This is a genomic window from Rothia amarae, assembly GCF_042677725.1.
Lineage (GTDB): Bacteria > Actinomycetota > Actinomycetes > Actinomycetales > Micrococcaceae > Rothia > Rothia amarae.
The window spans coordinates 208,345-231,160 of record NZ_JBHUCN010000013.1; the positions used below are offsets into that span (position 1 = coordinate 208,345).

Annotated in this window: 18 protein-coding genes and 1 tRNA gene; 13 read left to right on the forward strand and 6 right to left on the reverse strand. The window is 51.0% G+C overall.

The features are described from left to right. The first annotated feature begins 58 nt into the window (after window positions 1–58). Window positions 59–134: transfer RNA gene (locus tag ACFR81_RS07770), tRNA-Lys, on the forward strand. 65 nt (window positions 135–199) lie between these two features. Here ACFR81_RS07770 and ACFR81_RS07775 read toward each other — a convergent pair. After that, window positions 200–664 carry a hypothetical protein gene (locus tag ACFR81_RS07775; protein ID WP_145173235.1) on the reverse strand — a complete coding sequence of 155 codons (465 nt, stop codon included), beginning with the start codon at window positions 662–664 and terminating at the stop codon, window positions 200–202. 435 nt (window positions 665–1,099) lie between these two features. Here ACFR81_RS07775 and ACFR81_RS07780 point away from each other — a divergent pair, with 435 nt between their 5' ends. The 5 genes from ACFR81_RS07780 (at window position 1,100) to metG (ending at window position 7,914) form a co-directional block, all read left to right on the forward strand. Further along, window positions 1,100–2,938 carry an acetolactate synthase large subunit gene (locus tag ACFR81_RS07780; RefSeq protein ID WP_343875186.1) on the forward strand — a complete coding sequence of 613 codons (1,839 nt, stop codon included), beginning with the start codon at window positions 1,100–1,102 and terminating at the stop codon, window positions 2,936–2,938. After that, a complete protein-coding gene (gene ilvN / locus ACFR81_RS07785) occupies window positions 2,938–3,447 on the forward strand; it encodes an acetolactate synthase small subunit (protein WP_068170274.1) in 510 nt (169 codons plus the stop codon). The genes ACFR81_RS07780 and ilvN overlap by 1 nt, the downstream gene beginning before the upstream one ends. Window positions 3,448–3,540: 93 nt before the next feature. After that, window positions 3,541–4,569: a ketol-acid reductoisomerase gene (ilvC, locus tag ACFR81_RS07790; RefSeq protein ID WP_068170273.1), complete on the forward strand. Its 1,029-nt coding sequence runs from the start codon at window positions 3,541–3,543 to the stop codon at window positions 4,567–4,569. Window positions 4,570–4,690: 121 nt separating this feature from the next. Next, window positions 4,691–6,286: a phosphoglycerate dehydrogenase gene (serA, locus tag ACFR81_RS07795; RefSeq protein WP_343875183.1), complete on the forward strand. Its 1,596-nt coding sequence runs from the start codon at window positions 4,691–4,693 to the stop codon at window positions 6,284–6,286. An 83-nt stretch (window positions 6,287–6,369) separates the two neighbouring features. Beyond that, window positions 6,370–7,914: a methionine--tRNA ligase gene (gene metG / locus ACFR81_RS07800; RefSeq protein WP_343875182.1), complete on the forward strand. Its 1,545-nt coding sequence runs from the start codon at window positions 6,370–6,372 to the stop codon at window positions 7,912–7,914. 156 nt (window positions 7,915–8,070) lie between these two features. Here metG and ACFR81_RS07805 read toward each other — a convergent pair whose 3' ends face one another. Continuing rightward, window positions 8,071–9,069 carry a hypothetical protein gene (locus tag ACFR81_RS07805; RefSeq protein WP_343875178.1) on the reverse strand — a complete coding sequence of 333 codons (999 nt, stop codon included), beginning with the start codon at window positions 9,067–9,069 and terminating at the stop codon, window positions 8,071–8,073. Between the two features lie 144 nt (window positions 9,070–9,213). Between ACFR81_RS07805 and ACFR81_RS07810 the strand changes: the two genes are divergently transcribed. Continuing rightward, complete coding sequence (locus ACFR81_RS07810; RefSeq protein ID WP_343875176.1) at window positions 9,214–10,080, forward strand: hypothetical protein; 867 nt, start codon at window positions 9,214–9,216, stop codon at window positions 10,078–10,080. A 74-nt stretch (window positions 10,081–10,154) separates the two neighbouring features. Then, window positions 10,155–11,588 (forward strand): threonine synthase, encoded by a 1,434-nt coding sequence (thrC, locus tag ACFR81_RS07815; RefSeq protein WP_343875174.1) that lies wholly within the window; start codon window positions 10,155–10,157, stop codon window positions 11,586–11,588. A 49-nt stretch (window positions 11,589–11,637) separates the two neighbouring features. On the opposite strand, the gene ACFR81_RS07820 is transcribed toward thrC, so the two are convergent. From ACFR81_RS07820 to ACFR81_RS07835, 4 genes are all read right to left on the reverse strand, one after another. Beyond that, window positions 11,638–14,274 carry an FtsX-like permease family protein gene (locus ACFR81_RS07820; RefSeq protein ID WP_343875172.1) on the reverse strand — a complete coding sequence of 879 codons (2,637 nt, stop codon included), beginning with the start codon at window positions 14,272–14,274 and terminating at the stop codon, window positions 11,638–11,640. Further along, the gene (locus tag ACFR81_RS07825) at window positions 14,271–15,071 is read right to left on the reverse strand and encodes an ABC transporter ATP-binding protein (RefSeq protein ID WP_343875170.1); all 801 of its coding nucleotides are present in this window, start codon (window positions 15,069–15,071) and stop codon (window positions 14,271–14,273) included. Before ACFR81_RS07825 ends, ACFR81_RS07820 begins: the two co-directional genes overlap by 4 nt. A 112-nt stretch (window positions 15,072–15,183) precedes the next feature. Next, a complete protein-coding gene (locus ACFR81_RS07830; RefSeq protein ID WP_343875168.1) occupies window positions 15,184–15,873 on the reverse strand; it encodes a response regulator transcription factor in 690 nt (229 codons plus the stop codon). A 39-nt stretch (window positions 15,874–15,912) separates the two neighbouring features. Further along, window positions 15,913–17,184, reverse strand: a complete 1,272-nt coding sequence (locus ACFR81_RS07835) for a histidine kinase (protein ID WP_145173225.1) — start codon at window positions 17,182–17,184, stop codon at window positions 15,913–15,915. A 147-nt stretch (window positions 17,185–17,331) separates the two neighbouring features. Here ACFR81_RS07835 and ACFR81_RS07840 point away from each other — a divergent pair, with 147 nt between their 5' ends. The 5 genes from ACFR81_RS07840 to gltX all read left to right on the forward strand — a co-directional run bounded on the left by ACFR81_RS07840 (window position 17,332) and on the right by gltX (window position 22,800). Further along, window positions 17,332–18,396, forward strand: a complete 1,065-nt coding sequence (locus ACFR81_RS07840; protein ID WP_343875164.1) for a 3-isopropylmalate dehydrogenase — start codon at window positions 17,332–17,334, stop codon at window positions 18,394–18,396. Between the two features lie 13 nt (window positions 18,397–18,409). Next, complete coding sequence (locus tag ACFR81_RS07845; protein ID WP_343875162.1) at window positions 18,410–19,507, forward strand: branched-chain amino acid aminotransferase; 1,098 nt, start codon at window positions 18,410–18,412, stop codon at window positions 19,505–19,507. A 131-nt stretch (window positions 19,508–19,638) separates the two neighbouring features. Beyond that, the gene (locus ACFR81_RS07850; RefSeq protein ID WP_343875160.1) at window positions 19,639–20,346 is read left to right on the forward strand and encodes a DUF2785 domain-containing protein; all 708 of its coding nucleotides are present in this window, start codon (window positions 19,639–19,641) and stop codon (window positions 20,344–20,346) included. Window positions 20,347–20,454: 108 nt separating this feature from the next. Beyond that, window positions 20,455–21,228, forward strand: a complete 774-nt coding sequence (locus tag ACFR81_RS07855; protein WP_068170248.1) for a fumarylacetoacetate hydrolase family protein — start codon at window positions 20,455–20,457, stop codon at window positions 21,226–21,228. Window positions 21,229–21,282: 54 nt separating this feature from the next. Beyond that, complete coding sequence (gene gltX, locus ACFR81_RS07860; protein WP_343875158.1) at window positions 21,283–22,800, forward strand: glutamate--tRNA ligase; 1,518 nt, start codon at window positions 21,283–21,285, stop codon at window positions 22,798–22,800. The last annotated feature ends 16 nt before the right edge of the window (window positions 22,801–22,816 follow it).

A 22,816-nucleotide genomic window follows, 5' to 3' on the forward strand; every position in this document is an offset into this window, starting at 1 on the left:
TTTGCGCTGTAGCGCATGTTCTCTGTATAGTTTTTATTCGTTGCAAGGCAACAGGCAAGCGCCTCTAGCTCAATTGGCAGAGCAATTGACTCTTAATCAATGGGTTCTCGGTTCAAGTCCGAGGGGGCGCACCACATAAAAAGACCGGTTCGAAAGAACCGGTCTTTTTTATGCAAATTTTCTTTACCCTATGACCGCATTAGTCTTCAAACGGTTCTAGCCATGAAGTTTCGAGAAATTTGAAGAAATCTTCAATGTCGAGGCGCTGGTCGAGGATGCCCGAACCCGCCGACGTCGTAACCTCCATTTTTTCTTGAAAGCGAAGAAAGAACGATGTGCCGTTGGTCGATTCCAAACCTAAGCTGCGGGGCCCAACTGCATAGGCTCGCAACGCATTGGTGTTATCAATCGACGTGGGGGAGCCTGCGGCAGAGACGGCTGGAAGTTCAACCGGGGCAACAATAACTTCTTGGGGAAGTTCCCGATAGCCAATGAGGAAATGGTTTTGCTCGGGCTTCTGCCCGGCGGCGATATCTGGATTTCGATAGATAGCCGACCCTGTGGCAAAGACGAGGTTGTAGGCGCCGTAATTGATAATTTGGGTGTCAAAAACGGGGTGGAGGGACTTCCCGACCTCTTCGCTAGTGAGTAATGGCTCGTTCATGGGTGCCAGTCTACCTTTTGGAATAAGAAGCCTAACGACTATTACGCCGCGAGAACATATGACGTCACCTCGTCCTCATATCCTGGCTGCAAAATAAAGTTTACGCAGATCAGAGCAATGACTTTCTGAAAAATGAACATCGGGTGTACTACACCTGGTCAATCTTGAACTGTGAGACACCTTTGACACTTGTGGCGTGCCCCACCAGTATTAAAACTATGAAAATGCTAGTTGCTACTCACCAAATCATTAACCTTCTAGTGATTGCCTAGGGGCGTCTAGAGGTCATTTTTGATGCCAACTTGCGCACCCCTTCGCTCCCCAGAGTAAAGGGGTTTTTTATTATCCAAATAACCGAAGACCCGAGAAACAGTAGAAGAAAACCAAACCTTTGCTATGGGTTCAACGCTCATGGCCAACCCCAGAGGAACGTGTATGACCACGGGAAACTCCACTTCTCCCCACGAATCAAGTTCGTCGCAGCCTAGCAACCAGCAGGAAACCATTACAGCAGGTTCAGCAGAACCCATCCGAATGACAGGTTCGCAGGCGATTGTGCGCTCGCTGGAGCTGTTGGGCGTCACCGATATTTTTGGTCTACCGGGCGGGGCGATTCTTCCTACCTATGATCCACTGTTTGATTCGGAAAAATTGAACCATATTCTCGTACGCCATGAGCAAGGAGCGGGTCACGCCGCCCAGGGATACGCTATTGCAACGGGCAACGTCGGCGTTTGCATAGCGACATCGGGCCCCGGTGCTACAAACCTGTTGACTCCCTTGGCAGATGCCAACATGGACTCTGTTCCGATGGTTGCGATTACGGGACAGGTTGCATCTTCAGTCATCGGTACCGATGCTTTCCAGGAAGCTGACATTGTGGGTATGACTATGCCCATCACCAAACATTCTTTTATGGTGCGCGATGCACAAGAAATCCCACGTTGCATAGCAACTGCCTTCCATATTGCGCGCACCGGACGCCCCGGTCCCGTCTTGGTCGATATCACCAAGGATGCGCAGCAGGGCATGATGGATTTCACCTGGCCGCCGAAGACTGAAGTACGAGGGTATAAGCCCGTTACCCAGGGACATATCAAGCAGATTCGTGAGGCCGCACGTCTGATTGCAGAAGCGCAACGACCGGTTTTCTACGTGGGCGGCGGTCTGACTAAGGCAAATGCTTCTAAAGAATTGATGAGCTTGGCAGAAACGATTAAGGCTCCAGTCGTTACTACCTTGACGGCCCGAGGTGCTTTCCCCGACTCCCACGAACAAAATCTTGGAATGCCAGGCATGCACGGCACCGTACCTGCAGTAACAGCCCTGCAGAAATCAGATTTGCTGATTACTCTGGGAGCCCGATTTGATGACCGTGTGACCGGCGTCCTAGATTCGTTTGCGCCCGGCGCCAAGGTCATCCACATCGATATTGACCCTGCGGAAATATCCAAGAACCGCTATGCGGACGTGCCCATCGTGGGGGACTTGAAAAACGTCCTGCCAGATTTGGCTGAAATCCTAGCCAAAGATTACAGCAACTCCTTACCCGATCTTTCCGGTTGGTGGACCTATCTCAATAAGATTCGAACGGACTACCCACTGGGCTATGTGAAAACCGAAGATGGGCTGGGTTCACCGCAATACGTTCTGGAAAGAATCTCTGCGTTAACCGGACCGGATGCCATTTATGTCTCCGGCGTGGGGCAGCACCAAATGTGGAGCGCGCACTTCATCAAACATGAGAAGCCCCGCCACTTCATCAACTCCGCAGGCCTTGGAACCATGGGGTATTCGGTACCTGCAGCAATGGGAGCCCAGGTAGGAGAACCAGAAAAAGTTGTATGGGCAATTGACGGTGATGGCTGCTTCCAGATGACCAACCAGGAGCTAGCAACCTGCGTACAAAACAACATCCCCATCAAGGTAGCGATTATCAATAACTCCTCGCTTGGAATGGTGCGCCAGTGGCAAAACCTGTTTTATGACGGACGGTACTCCAACACCCACCTGAAAACCGGGCACGGGACCGAACGAATCCCTGATTTCGTCAAACTTGCCGAAGCTTATGGCTGCGCGGCGTTACGTTGCGAATCGGACGACGACGTCGATGACACCATCCGCCAGGCGCTTGAGATCAATGACCGCCCGGTGGTTGTGGACTTCACCGTAAGCCCCGATGCGATGGTATGGCCAATGGTTCCCGCCGGTGTTTCAAACGACCTTATTCAAATTGCCAAGAACACCTCACCCGATTTTGGAGACGCCGCATAATGAACCGACACACTCTTTCAGTTCTGGTAGAAGATAAACCAGGTGTTCTCGCCCGCGTATCTGGTTTGTTCGCACGGCGTATGTTCAATATCGATTCGTTGGCGGTAGGTCCCACTGAAATTTCGGGTATCTCGCGCATCACCATCGTGTTGGACGCCGAGAAGCAGGTTCTTGAGCAGGTCACCAAACAGCTCAACAAGCTAATTCATGTGCTCAAAATAGTCGAACTCCCGGCAGAGACATCAGTTCAACGTGATCACATCATGATTAAGGTGCGAGCCGACGCTCAGGCGCGTTTGCAGGTGACTCAAGCGGCTGATTTATTCCGCGCGTCCATCGTTGATGTTTCCCCCGAATCGGTGGTGATTGAAGCAACCGGTTCGGCAGAGAAGCTTGGTGCTCTGCTCGATGTACTGGCGCCCTTTGGCATCCGCGAAATTGTGCGTGCGGGAACCCTTGGGCTGTCCCGCGGCCCGCGGTCGATGAGCGAAAAGGCAACCCGCCACTAAAAAGTTTTGAGTGGGTAGAATACTTCACTCGATAAGATCTTCACCTTAAACAGAGGTGAACCGCTTTTCCACAAAAGAAGGAGTAACTGCATCATGGCAGCAACTATTTATTACAACGACGACGCCGATTTGGGCTTGCTCTCCGATCAGACAGTTGCAATCATCGGCTACGGCTCTCAGGGCCACGCCCACGCACTGAACTTGCGCGATTCTGGTATTGATGTTGTTGTAGGTCTCTCTGAAGGCTCAAAGTCCCGTGAAAAGGCCGAAGCCCAGGGTCTGCGCGTTGCAAGTGTTGCTGAAGCAGCTGAAGAAGCAGACATCATCATGATTCTGACACCTGACCAGGTTCAGGCAGAAGTCTTCAAGAATGAGATTGAGCCCCACCTGACCGAAGGTAACGCTCTGTTCTTCGCCCACGGTTTCAATATTCGTTTTGGTTACATCACAGCTCCTTCCGGCGTTGACGTAGCTATGGTTGCCCCCAAGGGCCCCGGCCATACCGTACGCCGTGAATTTGAAGCAGGACGCGGCGTGCCCGCCCTCGTTGCTGTTGAAGTAGACGCTTCGGGCAACGCCAAGAACCGTGCGCTCGCCTACGCAAAGGGCTTGGGAGCTACCCGCGCTGGCGTCATCGAAACCACCTTCACTGAGGAAACCGAATCGGATCTCTTCGGTGAGCAGGCTGTGCTGTGCGGCGGTACCTCCCAGCTGGTTCAGTACGGCTTTGAAACTCTTACTGAAGCGGGCTACCAGCCTGAAATCGCTTACTTTGAAGTTCTGCACGAGCTGAAGTTAATTGTTGATTTGATGATTGAAGGCGGCATTGCCAAGCAGCGCTGGTCTATTTCAGATACAGCAGAGTTCGGCGACTATGTATCCGGTCCCCGCGTGATTTCCCCAGAGGTCAAGGAGAACATGAAGGCTGTTCTCTCTGATATTCAGGATGGCACTTTTGCTAAGCGATTTATGGAAGATCAGGCTGCAGGTGGCACCGAATTCAAGAAATTGCGTGCCAAGGGCGAAGCTCATCCAATTGAAAAGACCGGTCGTGAACTGCGCAAGCTCTTCTCCTGGAACAAAGCTGAAGATGATTACACCGAAGGCAATGTTGCTCGCTAAATGTGCGTGCGCATAACTGCCGCTCAGCGGTGAGAAAACCGCCTTCGCGCGCATAGCCGAGGGCGGTTTTCATCCTCGCATCCTACTTCAAGACCCCCACCATCTAAGGAAACGTGTCACCGTGACGAACAAGCCTGTAGTACTCATCGCAGAAGAACTCTCACCCGCCACCGTCGAAGCTTTGGGGTCTGACTTCGAGATTAGACACTGCGACGGCGCCAACCGCTCCGAACTACTTCCCGCTTTGGCTGAGGCGGACGCCGTCATGATTCGTTCTGCCACTCAGCTCAATGGAGAAGCCATTGCCGCAGGCACTCGCCTGAAAGTCATTGCTCGCGCTGGGGTAGGGCTAGATAATGTTGATATTAAAGCTGCCACTGCAGCTGGCGTCATGGTGGTCAATGCTCCCACCTCAAACGTGATTTCTGCCGCTGAACTCACGGTAGCCCATATTTTGGGAATCGCTCGCAATGTAGCTCCTGCAGATGCCTCTATGAAACAGGGGGAGTGGAAGCGTTCAAGCTTTACCGGGGTGGAGCTCTATGAAAAGAAAATCGGCATTATCGGCTTGGGCAGAATCGGTGGATTGGTTGCCGAACGCCTCAAAGCCTTTGGCACAGAAATCATTGCTTATGATCCCTTTGTGACTTCCTCTCGTGCGGCATCCTTAGGAGCGAAACTAGTCGAGCTCGATGAGCTGATTTCTGAAGCAGATTTCATAACCATCCACATGCCGCGTACCCCTGAGACCGTGGGGATGATTAACGCCAAATCGTTCAAGAAGATGAAGAACAGTGCCTTTGTAGTGAACGTGGCGCGCGGTGGGTTGATTGATGAAGCTGATTTGGACGCGGCGCTACGCAGCGGCGAGATCGCAGGGGCGGCAATCGACGTCTTCGTCAAAGAGCCGGCAGAGAACGTGCCCTTTATCGAATTACCCAACGTGGTCACCACCCCTCATCTGGGTGCATCCACAGCTGAGGCACAGGAAAAGGCCGGTATTTCGGTAGCCAAATCGGTGCGTTTGGCGTTGAGCGGGGATCTGGTTCCCGATGCCGTGAACGTCGCGGGCGGCGCTATCGATAAGGACGTACGACCTGGCGTTCCGTTAGCAGAAAATCTCGGTCGTATTCTGACCGCAATGACTCAGGGCGAGGCCATGACCCGCATCGAAGTCAAAGTGGTCGGTGAGATAGCTGATAAGGATGTTTGGGCACTCAAACTTTCTGCGCTCAAAGGTGTGTTCACCGATATTGTTTCCGATAAGGTTTCCTACGTCAACGCCCCGGTTTTGGCTGAGCAGCGAGGCATCAACGTCGATTTGGCTACCAGCAGCGAAACGGAATATTTCCGTAACGAGACGATTCTTTCAGCCACGCTCAATAGCGGCAACACGATTTCAGTTGCGGGCACTGTAACCGGCCCCAAGCACATCCAAAAAATTACGAATGTGACTGGGTACGACCTCGAAATCCCCATCACGGACCATCTGCTGATTCTTGAGTACAAAGACAAACCCGGCATGATTGCGGCAATGTCCACGGTACTGGGAACCTCCTCCATCAACATTGCTGGAATGCAGGTATCCCGCCGGGACGATAAGAGCGCAGCCGTCGCCGTCTACGCCCTCGATTCGGCACCGAATGCCGAAGTGGTCGAATCGGTCAAACAAATTGTTGCAGCCGATCGCGCAGCCAGCGTGGATCTCTCTGAATAAACCAATCTGATCCCTCAGCTGAAATCCAGCATCGTCCCTGGCAAAATTCCCCAAAATCCCGCTACCGCGCTAAGGTTATACGTATGACATCAACCCCGTTTTACATCACTACTGCTATCGCGTACCCCAACGGCGACCCCCATATCGGTCACGCCTATGAACACATCGCAACCGATGTTATGGCGCGTTTCAAACGACTAGACGGCTATGACGTACGTTTTATGACCGGTACTGATGAACACGGGCAGAAAATGCAGACCACAGCAGAAAAGCTGGGCATGACGGCGAAGGAACTGGCAGATAAGAACGCTGCCCGATTTCGTGCCATGGACGATGCTCTGGATATCTCTTACGACCGCTACATTCGCACGACCGATGAAGATCATTACGCGGCTTCGCAGGCTATCTGGAAGCGCATGGAAGCTAACGGCGATATCTACCTCGATAAGTACGCCGGTTGGTACTCAGTGCGCGATGAAGCCTACTACGCAGAAGACGAGACCGAAGTTCGAGACGGTCAACGCTTTGCGATTTCCACCGGTACTGAAGTGACCTGGACCGAAGAAGAATCCTACTTCTTCCGCCTCTCTAAATACCAGGATCGCCTGCTTGCCCTCTACGAGCAGGAAGGCTTCCTCTTCCCCGAATCTCGCCGCAACGAAATCGCCTCTTTTGTGCGCGGGGGACTTAACGACCTCTCGATTTCTCGCACCACCTTTGACTGGGGTGTTCCCGTTCCCGGCAATGAGAAGCACGTGATGTACGTGTGGGTGGATGCCCTCACCAACTACATCACCGGTCTAGGTTTCCCCGACACCGACAGCGAGCTGTTCCAGAAGTACTGGCCCGTAGATGTACACATGATCGGTAAAGATATTTCTCGATTCCATGCTATCTACTGGCCCGCTTTCCTCTGGTCAGCAGGTTTGGAATTACCTCAGCGAATCTTTGCCCACGGCTTCCTCCTGGTCGACGGCGAAAAGATGTCCAAGTCGGTAGGCAACGTTGTCGACCCCGAAGATTTGGTGAGCTCCTTCGGACTGGATCCGCTACGTTTCTTCTTGCTTCGTGAAGTCTCTTTCGGGCAGGACGGCTCTTACTCCGCCGAAGGCATCAAAAACCGCATCAATTCAGATTTGGCGAACGACTTGGGCAACCTGGCGCAGCGCTCGCTATCTATGATTGCCAAGAATTGCGGGGGAGTAGTGCCCGAGCACGGCGAATTCACCGCTGAAGATCAAAAGATGCTTGACGACGCCGCAGCTCTGCTGGAATCCGTCCGCGTAGATTTCGATCAGCAAGCATTCCATAAAGCATTAGAGCGCATTTGGCATGTGATTGCAGATTGTAACCGCTACTTCACTGCCCAGGAACCGTGGAAGCTGAAAAAGACTGATGAAGAGCGAATGAAGACCGTTCTCTTTGTGACTGCTGAGACTATCCGCCAGGTGGCGCTGCTGGTTCAGCCGGTGATGCCTTCTTCAATGGGTAAGATGCTCGATTTGCTTGCTGTTGCAGACGATGACCGTCAGTTCTCATCCATGGATAAGACACTGACTCCCGGCACTGAATTACCGCAGCCGGCGCCCGTCTTCCCTCGTTATGAAGAGCCAAAAACGGATTCCTAAAATGTGTAAGGTATAGCCCGGTGGCTTTCCGCTTTGAGCAGGCTACAAAGAAGTGCTCCCTCAACAGAGGGAGCACTTCTTTGTATTAAACGCCGCGGTATTCTTAGACGAACCAGCCTAGTTCGTTAATTTTTGCTTCTAACATGCGGGAGAGCGCTAAATATCCCCAGCCGTTGAGGTGGATGCCGTCTGATGCGTACAGTGTGCGTGGAATCTTGCCATTTTTAGCGTCTTCGCATCGGTCTTTTTATCCCACACACCGGAACCGGATAAATCGCCATACCTCAGCCAGGTCTGCTGACTATTTTCAATAATCCACTTCTCAGGATCAATGAATTTATCTCCAAAAGTTTTGGCAGCCCAGGCGTTATAGGAGATGACCTGCTTCGCTCGATCGGAATCAGATGCGTCGTCTTTATATCTAAAGTGGCCCATGACCAGTGATTTCTTCGGAGCCATGTCAAAACACTGTTGCGTGTTCTTACGAATGAGATCCTGCAAATTCAGATTATTTCGACCAATTTGAATAACGTGGTGGGAGGATTTGCTCACTAGATATTGTTGGGAAACAAAATCGGCGGCGCCCGTTTCATGCGGGGCGTAGCGTTCTTTGCCCTCTTGGGAGCGTGTGAAAGTGTAGTATCCCTCTGAATTCCCCAGGGAGCTAATCACACCGGGAATATCCTGGATAAAACCGGGAAAATAGGTGGCGTTATTCCACGCAATTTTGGGGTTGGTGAGTTTCACCGTGATGGGTTCAGACGAGGCAGGAATAATGTCCTTGGAAAACCCCAGAACCGTCTCATACCCTGCTACACCTCGACGCGCGGCGATATTGGTGGAGGATTCTCCACCGCGACCGAATTTGAGGACGGGTACCCCCAGATAGGCATTGAGGCGAACATCTAGGCGTGCATCCAAACCAGAGGGAACGTTTTCAGTCACCCGTGCGTCGTCAAAGGGAGAACTGCCCCAAAGCGCCAAGGAAGGTCCGGTAACTTCTGGGTAAGAAAAGTCTGCGGGGAATAGGGAAGCTGATTCTGCTTGGGCAGAGGCAACAGCTATGGCGCTGAGCCCTGCCGCCGCCGATCCAACTGCCGCCATGCGCATGAGGGAACGACGAGACGTACCGGTGAGAGGGTGTGGTTCTGGCATTCTCATCTTTCACGGTATGGGTTTGTCCACAGTTATGTAGATTATTTTCCTCCCACTATAGTTGAGACAAACCCTTCAGAGAACCACCGGAGCGTTAGTGTGAACCACACCCACCTTAGATCCCTATGTTTGGGGAGCAGTCTCTTGCTGTTATTGGGAGTGACAGCGTGCGCCCCCGCAGAAAATTTCGATAATCTTGAGCCCGAAAAAGCGTCCTCAAAACATCTTGACCAGCTTCAATCGTGGGCTCTACCCTCAACCGAAGCGAAGGACGCTCGTCGTGCCTTTGTGAGCCGCTGTGTGAGCGCACGAGGCGGCAAATATAGCGAAGCGCAGAAGGACTATTCGCTTCAAACATCGTTGCGCAACGGGGTAGATACAGACCAGCTCAAAGAACATGGTTATCTTCCTGCTCCCACCAAGGAGAAAAAGACCCCTACCTATGATGCTCGCGGTCTCAAAGCGTACACGGGGAATCCTGCCCACGGTACAAAATCTGTGCATTTTATGGAACTTGATTCGGGTGAAATAGCAGTCGATGGTTGCTTTGCTGAAAGCCTGCAATATATCTACGGTTCGGTGGAAGACGGACTCAAAGTGGCAGTGTTAGCACCCCAAATACTGCAGTCGGTGGGTGAAAATGTTCGAGAAGACCCGGCATACAAAGAGGTAGAGAATTCTTGGGGCACCTGCATGAAAGACCACCTAGATACCGACTTCACCACTTTCGAATCGGCGTCTGATTACGCGCTTACCCTTCCGCAATCGCAAAGAGTAAAGGTTGCTCAAACCGACGCTGAATGCCGCGAATCTAATAATGTTGATTCACGCGTGCATGATATTGAAAACACCTATTTCGAGGCTGTTTATCAAAGAGTCAAGCGTTTTGCAGATGACTTTGAGAAGATTCAACAGCGATCTCAAGAAAACGTGGTGAAAGATCGCGAAAATCCACAAAAATCATCCCCTGTGGAACAAGCTCAGCCGACAGATGCCACATCGACTTCTTAGGTGCTGGCAGAGGGATAAAGCCCACATGGTGGGCGCAGATGCCCCTTCACCCCGACACAGGATAACCTAGGACTATGCAATACATCTCCACGCGCGATTCCTCGCAAACTCCGTTTTCTTTCTGCGATATTCTTCTTGCTGGTCTAGCTGCGGACGGCGGACTTTACCTGCCCGTTGAATACCCGGTGCTCAATGATGCACAACTGACGAAGTGGCGTTCTGTTCTGGAGCAGGAGGGCTATCACGCTCTTGCCGCTGAGGTATTGGAATTGTTCGTGGATGATATTCCCAAGAACGATCTCAAGGGTATTTGTGCGCGAGCCTATAACACGCCCAAATTTGCGCATGAAGATATTGTTCCGGTGAGCCAGCTGGAAGAGGGTATCTTTATTGCTCATCTTTCGGAAGGCCCCTCCGCTGCGTTCAAAGATATGGCGATGCAGCTTTTGGGCGAGCTTTTTGAATATGAGCTTGAACGCCGCCAAGACACGCTGACCATTGTGGGCGCGACATCGGGTGATACGGGATCCTCTGCCGAATACGCGATGCGCGGTCGCGACGGAATTCGGGTGTTTATGCTGACTCCAAAAGACCGCATGACTCCTTTCCAGCAAGCTCAGATGTTTGGTCTGGACGATCCCAACATTTTCAATATTGCGCTCGATGGTATGTTCGATGATTGCCAGGACGTCGTCAAAGCGATTTCAGCAGATGCAGACTTCAAACGGGAGCACCGCATTGGTGCCGTTAACTCCATCAACTGGGCGAGACTGATGGCGCAGGTGGTCTACTACATTTCAACTTGGATTCGTACGACTGACTCGAACGATGAAAAAGTATCTTTCTGCGTTCCGACCGGCAATTTTGGCGATATCTGTGCAGGACATATTGCCCGGCAAATGGGTCTCCCGATTGACCGGCTGATTGTGGCAACCAATGAGAATGACGTGTTGGACGAATTCTTCAAGACGGGCGATTACCGGGTACGTAGCTCGGCGGATACTTTCGTGACGTCCAGCCCGTCGATGGATATTTCCCGCGCGTCCAACTTTGAACGCTTTGTTTTCGATGCACTGGGTCGCGACGCCGACCGCGTAAGCGAACTCTTTGGAGAGAAAGTCAAAACCGGTGGCTTTGACCTATCAGCGGACGACGTTTTCCCCACTCTGGCAGATCGCTACGGTTTCATGTCTGGAAAGTCGACTCATGCGGATCGCGTTCAGACAATTCGCGATTGCTCAGAAAAGAACGGGGTGCTGATTGACCCTCATACTGCTGATGGCGTGAAGGTAGCACGCGATGTGCGTCACCAGGTGGATACGCCCATAGTGTGTTTGGAAACCGCTCTGCCGGTGAAATTCGCTGAGACCATCAACGAAGCTATCGGGAAAGACCCCGAGATTCCCTCTCGTTTTGCAGAGATTATGGATGCCGACCGTTTTGTGGTGGATATGCCCAATGATGCCGAAGTGGTAAAGAAATACATCGCTGAAAACGCAACCGTATAAACAATCAAGAGCCGGCCCCACGCAAACGCGGGGGCCGGCTCTTTGGTGTTTAGCGGGTATGCTGTAGGGCTTCTATGGGTGAAATTTTTGCGGCTTGTTGTGCGGGTGTAAGGGCTGCCAACCAGCTCAGCAAAATTGCAGTACATATCATTGCAAGAATCTCTATCCAGGGGAAAGAATACTTCACCGCTAAATCTTCAACCGCTAAGATTTGCAATCCCATCGCACAGATAGAGACCCCCACCAGCGATCCAAGTACTGCCGCAACAAGAGAAATCATCAGGATTTCTGTTGAGATGAGTTGTTGAAGTCTTTGACTGGGCATTCCAATGGTTCGGAACAGAGCGTTATCTTGGGATCGTTGGATAGTGCTGAGAGTGGTTGAGTTTGCTACTCCTGCGCAGGAGATAAGAATGGTTGCAGCGAGCAAGATAAAGCATGCCATCAAGACTTTATTGAGGTTTTCTTCCATAGAATTCCTTTCGAGTGCACCACCACTGAGGGCTTGAAAAGGAATCCCCAACGTCTGGGCGATGACATTCATATCTTCCTGAATCGCAGAGAATCCTGCGCCGGGCGTTGTCTTGAAGAAAACCGTAGGATAAACATTATTCTTTGAAAATAATTCTTGTGTGGGATGACCTAGCTCCTGCTGGGTTTTCGAAGAAATGAGTGGAAATGGGATGTTTGCAGAGGTAAACCTCACCGTGAAATTTGCATTCGATTCTGTTCCTTGCACCGAGATCTTTTCGCCATCGTGAACGTTATTTGCCTCAGCAAAATCCTTATTAATGACGATTGTATGAGTGTCTTGAAGTAACTCACTGACAACCGGTACGGTTTGTTGCAAGTGAGTCCAGTCAGCCGCGTACGCCACTGGTAAGAAACCAGGTTGAGCTGGGGAATCTAATAGTAATGTACCTGCGGGGCTAACGACCTGGGCTGATTCAACCGTGGGAAGATTCTCTAACTGAATCACCTTTTGGGAAAGGTTTTGTACTTCCTTGCTGACTGAAGAGTAGGTGAGTGAGGGGGTTGTTCTATCTGGGCTCATGGTGGCTGTTAGCGAAACAGGTGACCATTCATCCAGCGCAGTGAAAATTGTAGTTTTCATGGAGGAATACCCCATCAGCACCGCTCCTATCAGCACTGTGGATAAAAATATCATGCGCCCGGTAGCTGCAGTGCGTGTTGCCGAATGCACAGCGTTCTGAGAAGCCAAAGCACGATTTGAAAAGGGAGATGCTCCCCACTTGAAAGTCTGAATAATCCAGCGAAGGATGAGAGGGAAGAGCAACACCCATCCCAGCATCAGGGAAAAACAGCCTGCGAGAATCAATAGTGTTTGGTCGCTGGTATTTCCTCCTACAAATAACCCGGTTCCTAATATGCTGAGTAGCAATCCTAAGAGTGCCACGCGAGGCGAGATAGCTCGTTCAGAACTGCGAGCACTGACGGAAGTAAACATCGCCAGGGGAGAGATCTTGAAGACTTTCCAGGTGGGCAGCAAATTTGCTAGAAGCGTCATCGAAACCCCTACCAAAAATCCGATGAGTCCAGCACTGGCAGAGAAATCAATGGTGAAATCTTGAAAAATCTTGCTGAGGCAAAACGCTAAAACATATGCCAGTAAAACCCCTACTGCTGAGAACACTGCACCTAATATCAGACTTTCAAGCATGAGAAGCCAAAATACAGTGGTGCTGGATGCCCCCAACGTACGGAGTAGAGCTAGCTGAGGAACTCGTTGAGCTGCCAGAGCATGAAAAGTATTGGCAATTACAAAGGCAGACATCAATAAAGCTAATCCACCAAAGACGAGCAACACATACAGTTGGACGTTGACGCCCTGGCTCTGGTTGCGTACTGCTTGTTGGATTTGAGCCTCAACTGATGAAAGTACCGGACGTTGCTTAGACTCAATATTTGCCCATAAGGAGTTAAGTACTTCGGCAGATTTATCGTGTGGATCCTGTAGCTCAAGAAGAACCTGACGAGTTCCAGAGGCATCTCTTGCCCCAGCACTATCAAGAGCCAATTTATCTAGATTCTTTTGGAAAGCTGAACCGCCTTCGAATACTGACCGAGCCGCAGAGGAATTAGGTTGCTTTACCTGAAAGATACCCACGATTGTTCGTTCTGAATCTTTCACTTCCCCTGTTTCAGAATTGAGCGCAAGGTCAGTCATTGGAAAATGATTGCCTACCATCAGCCCGTATTCTTCAGCGGTTTGGGAGGAAATCAAAACCTCATTGGAAGCCGTAGGCGCACGTCCATCAATAGACCAGGGAAATATTGAGGAATCTTCAGGAAAATTGGAACGCGTCATGATTGCAGTCTTATTTTCTACCAGTTGCAGGCTTTCTTCTCGTTTATAGAGAGGCCAACTTGATTTCACCACTGGTGAATCAGCAATATCTCGGAGTACTTGCTCCGACAGAAAATCCTCGCCTTTATCAGTGTCCCCATAAAAACTTCCCGGCGCTTGAGCTACATAATCGGAATTTTTATAGAGAGAAGTTGCATCTTCTTCAAGAGCTGCAGTTGTAGATTGATTGACAATAAAAATCCCCGTCAGAAAAAGAACAGCCAGAGTAATGCCTAACGCGGTCAAAGATAGTTTCGAGCGCTCGCTGACGAGCTGCGATACAGCTACGGTTCTCAATGAAGTAACTTGTGATTTCACTGTTCTTCTCCCAACTCGGTAAGAGCGTCCAGCACGGATTCTCGGGTGGGATTATCAACCTGGTTGACCAGCGCGCCGTCCTTCATCAGCACTACACAATCTGCGTAGGAGGCAGCTTGAGGGTCATGGGTCACCATAAGAATGGTTTGCCCATATTTCTGACTAGCCTCTCGGAGAAGTTCAAGAACTTCTCGGCTTGAATGAGTATCAAGATTTCCTGTGGGTTCGTCTGCAAAGACAACGGCAGGGCGGGTAAGTAGTGCTCTGCAGATAGCAACGCGCTGCTGTTGCCCACCTGATAATTCTGCAGGTTTATGGGCGAGTCGCTCACTGAGCCCCAGCGAACGAATGAGTTGATTCTTCCAGAGAGTGTCAACGCTTTGTCCAGATAATCCTGCTGGCAACTCGATATTCTGCTCAGCGGTCAGAGTGGGAATGAGATTGAATGCCTGAAAAATGAAGCCAATCTTTTCGCTACGAAACCGGGATAGTTCCGCATCATTCTTACTGTACAGTTCGTTGCCATCAATCATTATTGATGTTTTGGTATCTTCATCAGCAGTATCAAGGGTGGAAAGCACATGAAGGAGGGTAGATTTACCTGAACCAGAAGCTCCCATAATGGCGGTAAATTGCCCTTGTGGGAAGGCAACATCGAGATTGTTGAGAACCCGAACGTTATTTCCGCTAGCTCCATAGGTTTTACTGAGATTCTTTGCCACCACGGAATATTCAACGGACTGAGGATTTGAACTAGGGGGACGAGAGGAGAAGTCTGAAGATGAGTGAGCTGTCATACTTTTAATAATGAACTAGCTGGTCAGGGAACACATCGCACTCTAGTCTGAAGCTTAAGGTTTAAATATTTTTTGAAAGTCATTCTCTAGTATGATGACGTCCTCTCTCAGGCTAGTTTTTCATCAGCCCAGCTTCATACGCCATAACCACAGCTTGTACTCTGTCCCGAGCTCCCAGCTTGGCAAGGATATGTGAAACATGTGTTTTAACGGTTGCTTCACTCAGAAACAGAAATTCACAGAGCTCCTTATTTGTCATGCCCCGTGCCATGAGTAGCAGAATCTCATGTTCTCGACCGGTGAGTGAAGCAATATGCTCCAAATGAGGGGTCGTGGTGCTATCTGACGGCTTGGTTATTAGGGGTACCATTTTCTCCATGAGCCGTTTGGTTGCGGATGGGGCAATGACGCCGTCGCCCCGGTGAACTGTGCGTATAGCGGTGAGTAGTTCTTCCGGTGGAGCATCCTTGAGGAGAAAACCACTTGCTCCCAGACGGATCGCCTCAAAGACATAGTCGTCTATATCAAAAGTAGTCAGCATAATAATTCTGGCGCGGGTTGAGCTCCGGAGAATATGCGCGGTAGCTTCCAGTCCATTCATCTGGGGCATTCGAACGTCCATCATTACAATGTGGGGCTCACGATTCTCCTGCTGTAATTGGAGAAACTGAGAAAGGGCATCCTCGCCGTCGGAAGCTTCAGCTACAACGTGGAAATCCGGTTGAGAATTAATGAGCATGCTAAGCCCATTTCGTACCAAGAACTGGTCATCAACGAGCATAATTTTCAAGGAATCATTCATGGGTGAACCTCTTTGCCTTTAATAAAATCAGTTTCTTCATTACCGAATGAGAGTTGGAATAGTTGCCTCCAAGACGAATCCGCCGTCTGCGAGCTCACCGTAATGCAGGGTGCCCTGATACAAATTGATTCTCTCTCGCATGCCCAAGAGACCCCGGCGGGATCCTGGTAGCGATTCATCGGTTTGGGCTGGAGGTGAATTTTTAATACGTATTGTCAACGACTCATGGTAAGCGGAGAGCGTCACCTCAACTTTGTCTGCTGATGCCGCATGTTTTCTGATATTCGTCAATGATTCTTGAACCACTCGGTAGGCAACCAATTCGGCTCCTGAGGGGAGAAGGTCAGCAATTTCTGATTCACTGATGGTATCGCTAAATGCCACGTTGAATCCGGCAGCTCGCATCTGTTCTATTAATTGGGGAATATTTCTCAGGGCTGGCAATGGCTCCAATCTCGTTCCCTCAGTGGTTCTCAGAACTCCAAGAAGTTGACGCATTTGCCCCAATGATTCTCGAGCCGTGGAAGAAATCGTTTCAAGGGCGCGGATCTCTACGGATTCGGTCGGCGGATAGGATGAAATCTTCTGAGTTTCTTCTGAGTTGGAAGAAGTCGTGGATCCAGCCTGAGCTGCGTATCGTGCTCCATCTGCCTGGGTAATAATGCTCGATAACGAGTGCGCTACGATATCGTGCATTTCGCGTGCGATGCGAGCACGTTCGTCTTGCGCTGCCAACTGTCTTTCTTGTTCTCGCTCGTACTCCAGCTGTCTGGTTCTTTCTTCTAGCTGCAGTTGCCGTATTTCGCTCAGTCGCAAAGTATTTCCTACCAGCCAGGGGATGAGTACTAATGCCAGACAAACAAAAGTTCCTACTGCGGTAAAGAGAATGTGCTCTAGCGGCGTCCATCCATAGCCGTTGACGAGTTTCAAGAGGGTTAGACCGCCCAGGAATGAAGCAAGAATTGCTCCCGCTAAAATAAGACGGCGTTGCTTGAGTCGACCATGTCTGGCGAAATGGTAGACCATGACGGGCGCTGGCCACCAGGTCGTAAAAACGGGATAGGCGAGAAACATCGAGAATGCCATGGAAAACACCACTGCTATGAGCGCGAGTTTAGCCCTGCTGTACCGGAAATATAAGGCAGTAGTTGCAACGAAAAATAGGGCAACGCCCCACACCGTTTGGTTGGTAGAAGCGACGATGGCAAATGCCGGGGGCATGGTAAGACACTGCATGACAGCGATGAACACTGCATTCAGGGCAGTACGATGGCGGTAGAAAAAATCAGAGCGAAGGGCAGGACTCGACATCTCTCTAGTCTAGGAAAACGCTTAAGGTGAAAAGACGGGACACTACGCCAAATACAAAAAGTTCATACTCGGGTATGAATATTCATATGGTGAGACGCCTCTGCTCGGAAGTGTCAACGCTAATCGACCGCGTATTAATGTGGAAACATGACTGACTCTCGAACACTCAATCTTGCGATTATTCCCGGTGATGGTATTGGTCCCGAAGTTGTGGCTGAAGCCGTCAAGGTGCTGGACGCCGTCGCCTCTCGGCAGGGATTCAGCATCCAGAAAAAACACTATGCCTTGGGGGCAGAACACTGGCTGGAAACGGGGGAGACCCTCAGCGACGAAGTGCTCAATCAGCTGAAAGACCACGATGCAATCCTCTTTGGTGCGGTAGGAGCTGACCCTCGCTCATCCACCATTCCTTCTGGTTTGATTGAGCGTGAAATTTTGCTGAAGCTTCGTTTTGCTTTCGATCACTTCATCAATCTACGCCCCTCCCGGCTTTTCCCCGGCGCTGTTTCTCCTCTAAGCAACCCCGATGATATCGATTTCGTGGTCGTCCGTGAAGGCACTGAAGGCCCCTATGCAGGTAACGGGGGAGTGCTGCGCCAGGGCACGGAAGCAGAAATCGCCACCGAAGTTTCGGTCAACACCGCTTATGGCGTGGAGCGTCTCATCCGCTACGCCTTCGAACTGGCGAATTCGCGGGCGCGAAAGAAGCTCACCCTGATTCATAAGACCAATGTGTTGACCAATTCAGGTCAGCTTTATACCCGCATCTTCGATCGGGTGGCCGCAGAGTATCCCGAGGTCAGCACCGATTATTGCCATATTGATGCGGCGACCATCTACCTGACTACCGAGCCTTCCCGCTTTGACGTTATCGTGACCGATAATCTGTTTGGGGACATCCTGACCGATCAGGCAGGTGCTGTCACCGGAGGAATAGGTCTCGCTGCCTGCGGCAATATCAATGCCAGCCGCCAATTTCCCTCCATGTTTGAGCCGGTTCACGGGTCAGCACCCGATATCGCGGGTCAAGAGAAAGCGAACCCCATTGCCTCCATCCTTGCCTCTGCCATGTTGTTGCGCCATGTTGGTGAAGAAGAGAGCGCGCAGATAATTGAAGCTGCCGTGGAAAAAGATCTGAAAGAAAACGCTACTCACGAGCGAACCACCGGCGATATCGGCTCAAGCGTCGTTACATTGGTAGAGAACGCCTAAGAGGAGATTGAATATGACTCACGAATTTACTATCACCAAAAATCCCAATCCGGCATCAGAAGAGAAGCTGGCAGAAGTTTTTGCGAATCCAGGTTTCGGCAACCACTTTACTGACCACATGATTACTATCGAGTGGAATGGCAATTATGAGGACGGCGGCGAATGGTCGAACGCTCAGGTAGTGCCCTATGGACCGCTTTCGCTGGATCCAGCTGCCGCAGTTTTCCATTACGGCCAGGAAATTTTTGAGGGTATCAAAGCGTACCGTCACAGCGACGGGAGCGTCTATACCTTCCGTGCCGAGGAGAACGCACGACGTCTAAACCAGTCCGCTCGTCGTCTGGCTCTGCCGGAACTACCTGAAGAACTCTTTGTGGAGGCACTCAAACAGCTGGTAGCTATTGACGAGCGTTGGGTTCCTAACGGTGAAGGCGAGGCACTCTACCTTCGCCCCTTTATGATCGCTACCGAAGCGTACCTGGGTGTGCGCCCGGCGCATCAGGTAAAGTTCCTCGTTATTGCTTCACCTGCGGGTAACTATTTTGGTTCCCCCGAGCCAGTTGATATTTGGCTCTCCACCAAGTATGCGCGTGCTGGCGTGGGCGGAACCGGTTTCGCAAAGTGCGGTGGTAACTATGCCGCTGCGATGATGGGTCAAATTGAAGCTGAAGAACACGGTTGCAAGCAAGTAATCTTCAAAGATCCCAACCGCGACGACGCCATTGAGGAACTGGGCGGAATGAACGTTTTCTTTGTCTTCGGCAAAGAAAACAAGATTGTGACTCCTGAGCTCACCGGTACGATTCTCAGCGGCATTACTCGTAAGTCTCTGTTGCAGCTGGCTAAGGACCGCGGTCTCACCGTGGAAGAGCGTAAATTTACGCTGGCGGAGTGGAAGGACGCCGCAGCATCCGGTGATCTGACCGAAGTTGCCGCGTGCGGTACTGCCGCAGTGGTGGCGCCTTTTGGCACTTTGAAGGCTGAAGATTTCGAGATTCCCGCTGTGTCCGAGGGCTTCGGTGAGATTTCAAAATCTCTCCGTGATGAGTTAGTTGGAATCCAGACCGGCGCGGTGGAAGATCCGCACGGATGGCTGACTAAGCTGGTCTAGTACTTTAAAGAGTTCATTTTTTGCTGGGCTGGCTGGTTATAAACCTTTGAATAGGGCTGTCTAAATTACGGTGGTGTTCCAACATCAAGGGAACACCACCGTTTTCTATCTCAACTTGATGAGGCGATTTTATGAAAGATTTATTGGAAAATCTTGCTTCTCCGAATTCTGAGATTCGAGAAAGCGCATTAGCAAAATTGAGTGATTTATTAGAACAAGGTTGCAATGAAAAAGACCTCGAAATAGTAAAAGAGCGGTCATTGCAATTGCTAGAACACCCAGAAATTCAAGCACGAACGTTTGGTGTTCTAGCGCTTGAGATGCTTGTGAGGTATGAACGTCTTCAAGATTCGAATATCAACGAAAAGGTTATTTCGTGGTACTTACAAGAAACTGATTTAAGGGGATATGCAAGAGAGGTGGGGTGGTTGCATGCCGTTGCTCATGGCGCCGATTATTTTGGCACATGTCTGAGGAAAGACGCTGTCACTTCAATGACCGTCGTCGATTTACTGGTGAAGAGGATAATGAGGTCGGAAGAAGCCTGGAGTCATATGGAAGATGCTCGTGTTGCGCGAGTTCTCTCCTTAGCGTTACAAAAAGAACCGGACGTATTCGACTCTTTTATCGAAAAATCGAAAGTAGCTTTAGAAACTCTCCATTCAGGCGAACGCTTTGGTGCTCAACATAATTTTAGAAGCGTGATGTTATCGCTTCATTTTGCTTTGCTTTCCAGCGGAATGTTCTCATCCAGCAAACTTGAGAGCTTGATGGCTTTCCAACATGATATGACACCATATCTCTTTGAAAAATTTAGTCAGGGCAATCAAGAGAGCTAGTTATCAGCCATCCGATAGCCTGGCACAGATATCGCTACGCAGACGTGATTTTCCCCGTAAATATGTATGTGCGGTGCACCCTCACGCTTCACACGGTAGCCTAGTGGTATGCGAATTGCTCGATTTACTGTAGAAGATCAACTTCATTTTGGCCTTGTTGAAGGCGGGGACGGCGAAGAGACGCTGACCGTTCTTGCTGGGGACCCTTTTTATATGGGGGTTCAACAGACTGAAAAAACATATAAGTTGGACGAAGTCCGTTTGCTTTCACCGATTATTCCTCGTTCTAAGGTGATTGGGGTGGCTCGTAACTGGAGCGATCACGCTTCTGAGCTGGGCAATGAGGCACCGACTAGCCCGCAGTACTTTATCAAGCCCAACACCTCGGTGGTTGGTCCCGGCGATCCGATTAGCTTGCCTGAATGGTCCGAGGAAGTTTCCTTCGAGGGCGAGCTGGCGGTGGTGATTGGTCGGATTGCTAAGTCTGTGCCTGTTGAGCGCGTGGATGAAATCATCTTCGGCTACACGGTGGCCAACGATTTGACCGCCCGCGACGCGCAGAGAACCGACTTGCAGTGGACTCGCGCCAAGGGCTTTGACGGTGCGTGTCCGTTGGGTCCGTGGATTCAGACTGAACTGGATACCGATGATTTGGAAATCAAAACCTGGGTGGACGGTGACCTCAAGCAAGACGGCACCACCTCAGACATGATTTTCTCTGTAGCTGAGCTGGTAGCGGCAATCTCCGAAGGCTTCACCCTTCTGCCCGGTGACGTCATTCTGACCGGCACTCCCGCAGGCGTTGGGCTGCTCAAACCCGGTAACGAGGTGGAGATTGAGGTCGAGGGAATCGGCGCTCTGGTCAACACCATTCGCGGCTAAGTCCGCCCCTTCAAATTTTTATTCAACCTAAAGAAAGAGTCGTGATTTTTCGGTATGACCGATAAGACTGTAGAGCTCACTGATCCGAGCCAGACCCGCGTTCGTTTCTGCCCCTCACCGACCGGTACCCCTCACGTGGGTATGGTGCGTACCGCCCTGTTTAACTGGGCTTACGCTCGTCACACCGGTGGCAAACTGATTTTCCGTATCGAGGATACCGACGCCGCTCGTGACTCCGAGGAGTCCTTCCAGCAGGTTTTGGATTCTTTGCACTGGTTGGGCATTGAGTGGGACGAAGGCGTGGGCGTTGGTGGCCCTCATGAGCCTTACCGCCAGTCGCAGCGCGGCGATAAATACCAGGACGTTATCGAAAAGCTGGTTGCCGGCGGCTATGTGTATGAAGATTTTTCTACCCCCGCTGAGGTGGAGGAGCGTCATAAGGCTAAGGGCGAGGATCCCAAGCTGGGTTATGACAACTTCGACCGCGATCTCACTGAGGAGCAGAAAGAAGCGTTCCGCGCTGAGGGTCGTGAGCCTGTTCTTCGTTTGCGTATGCCTGATGAAGACATCACTTTTACCGACCTGGTACGTGGGGAAATCACGTTCAAGGCTGGTAGTGTTCCTGACTTCGTCGTCGTTCGTGCCAACGGTAAGCCGCTGTACACGCTGGTTAACCCTGTAGACGATGCTCTCATGGGCATTACCCATGTTTTGCGCGGTGAGGACTTGCTGTCTTCAACTCCCCGTCAGATTGCGCTGTACCGAGCCCTGGTTGAGGTGGGCGTGGCTGAGTTTATTCCACAGTTCGGCCACCTGCCATACGTGATGGGCCAGGGTAATAAGAAGCTTTCGAAGCGTGACCCTGAGTCGAATCTCTTCCTACTTCAAGAAGCTGGTTTCATCAAGGAAGGCTTGCTCAACTACCTTTCCTTGCTCGGTTGGTCGCTGTCCCATGACCAGGATATTTTCTCCATTAATGATTTGGTGGAGCACTTTGATGTCAAGGACGTTCTGGCGAACCCCGCGCGTTTTGACGTGAAGAAGGCTGAAGCTATCAACGGCACTCATATCCGCATGCTGGAGGCTGAGGATTTCCGCAACCGCCTGGTTCACTATTTGAAGGCTGCTGAGCTGGTTTCTGCTGAGGCATTTGACGAGTTGACCGCGCGTGAGCAGGAGATTCTGACCGAAGCTGCCCCCTTGGCGCAAGAACGTATGCAGTTGCTGGGCGAAGCCCCGGGACTATTGGGATTCTTGTTCAAGGAAGATTCAGAGATCGTCATTGCCGACGACGCGCGGAAGCAGCTCAAGGAGTCTGCCCCGCAGGTTCTGCAGGCAGCTCTTGATGTTCTTGAGCCCTTGGATGATTTCACCGCTGAGCTGATTCAGAATGCGCTTCGCGAGGCAATCGTTGAGGGTCTTGAAATCAAGCCCCGCCTGGCGTTTGGTCCGATTCGTACGGCGATGTCCGGTGCTAAGGTGAGCCCGCCGCTCTTTGAGTCCATGGAGATTCTGGGCAAGGAGTCTTCACTCAACCGGTTGAAGAGCCTTCTGGCTGATTTACAGAGCTAATCGGTAGGGGAGAGGC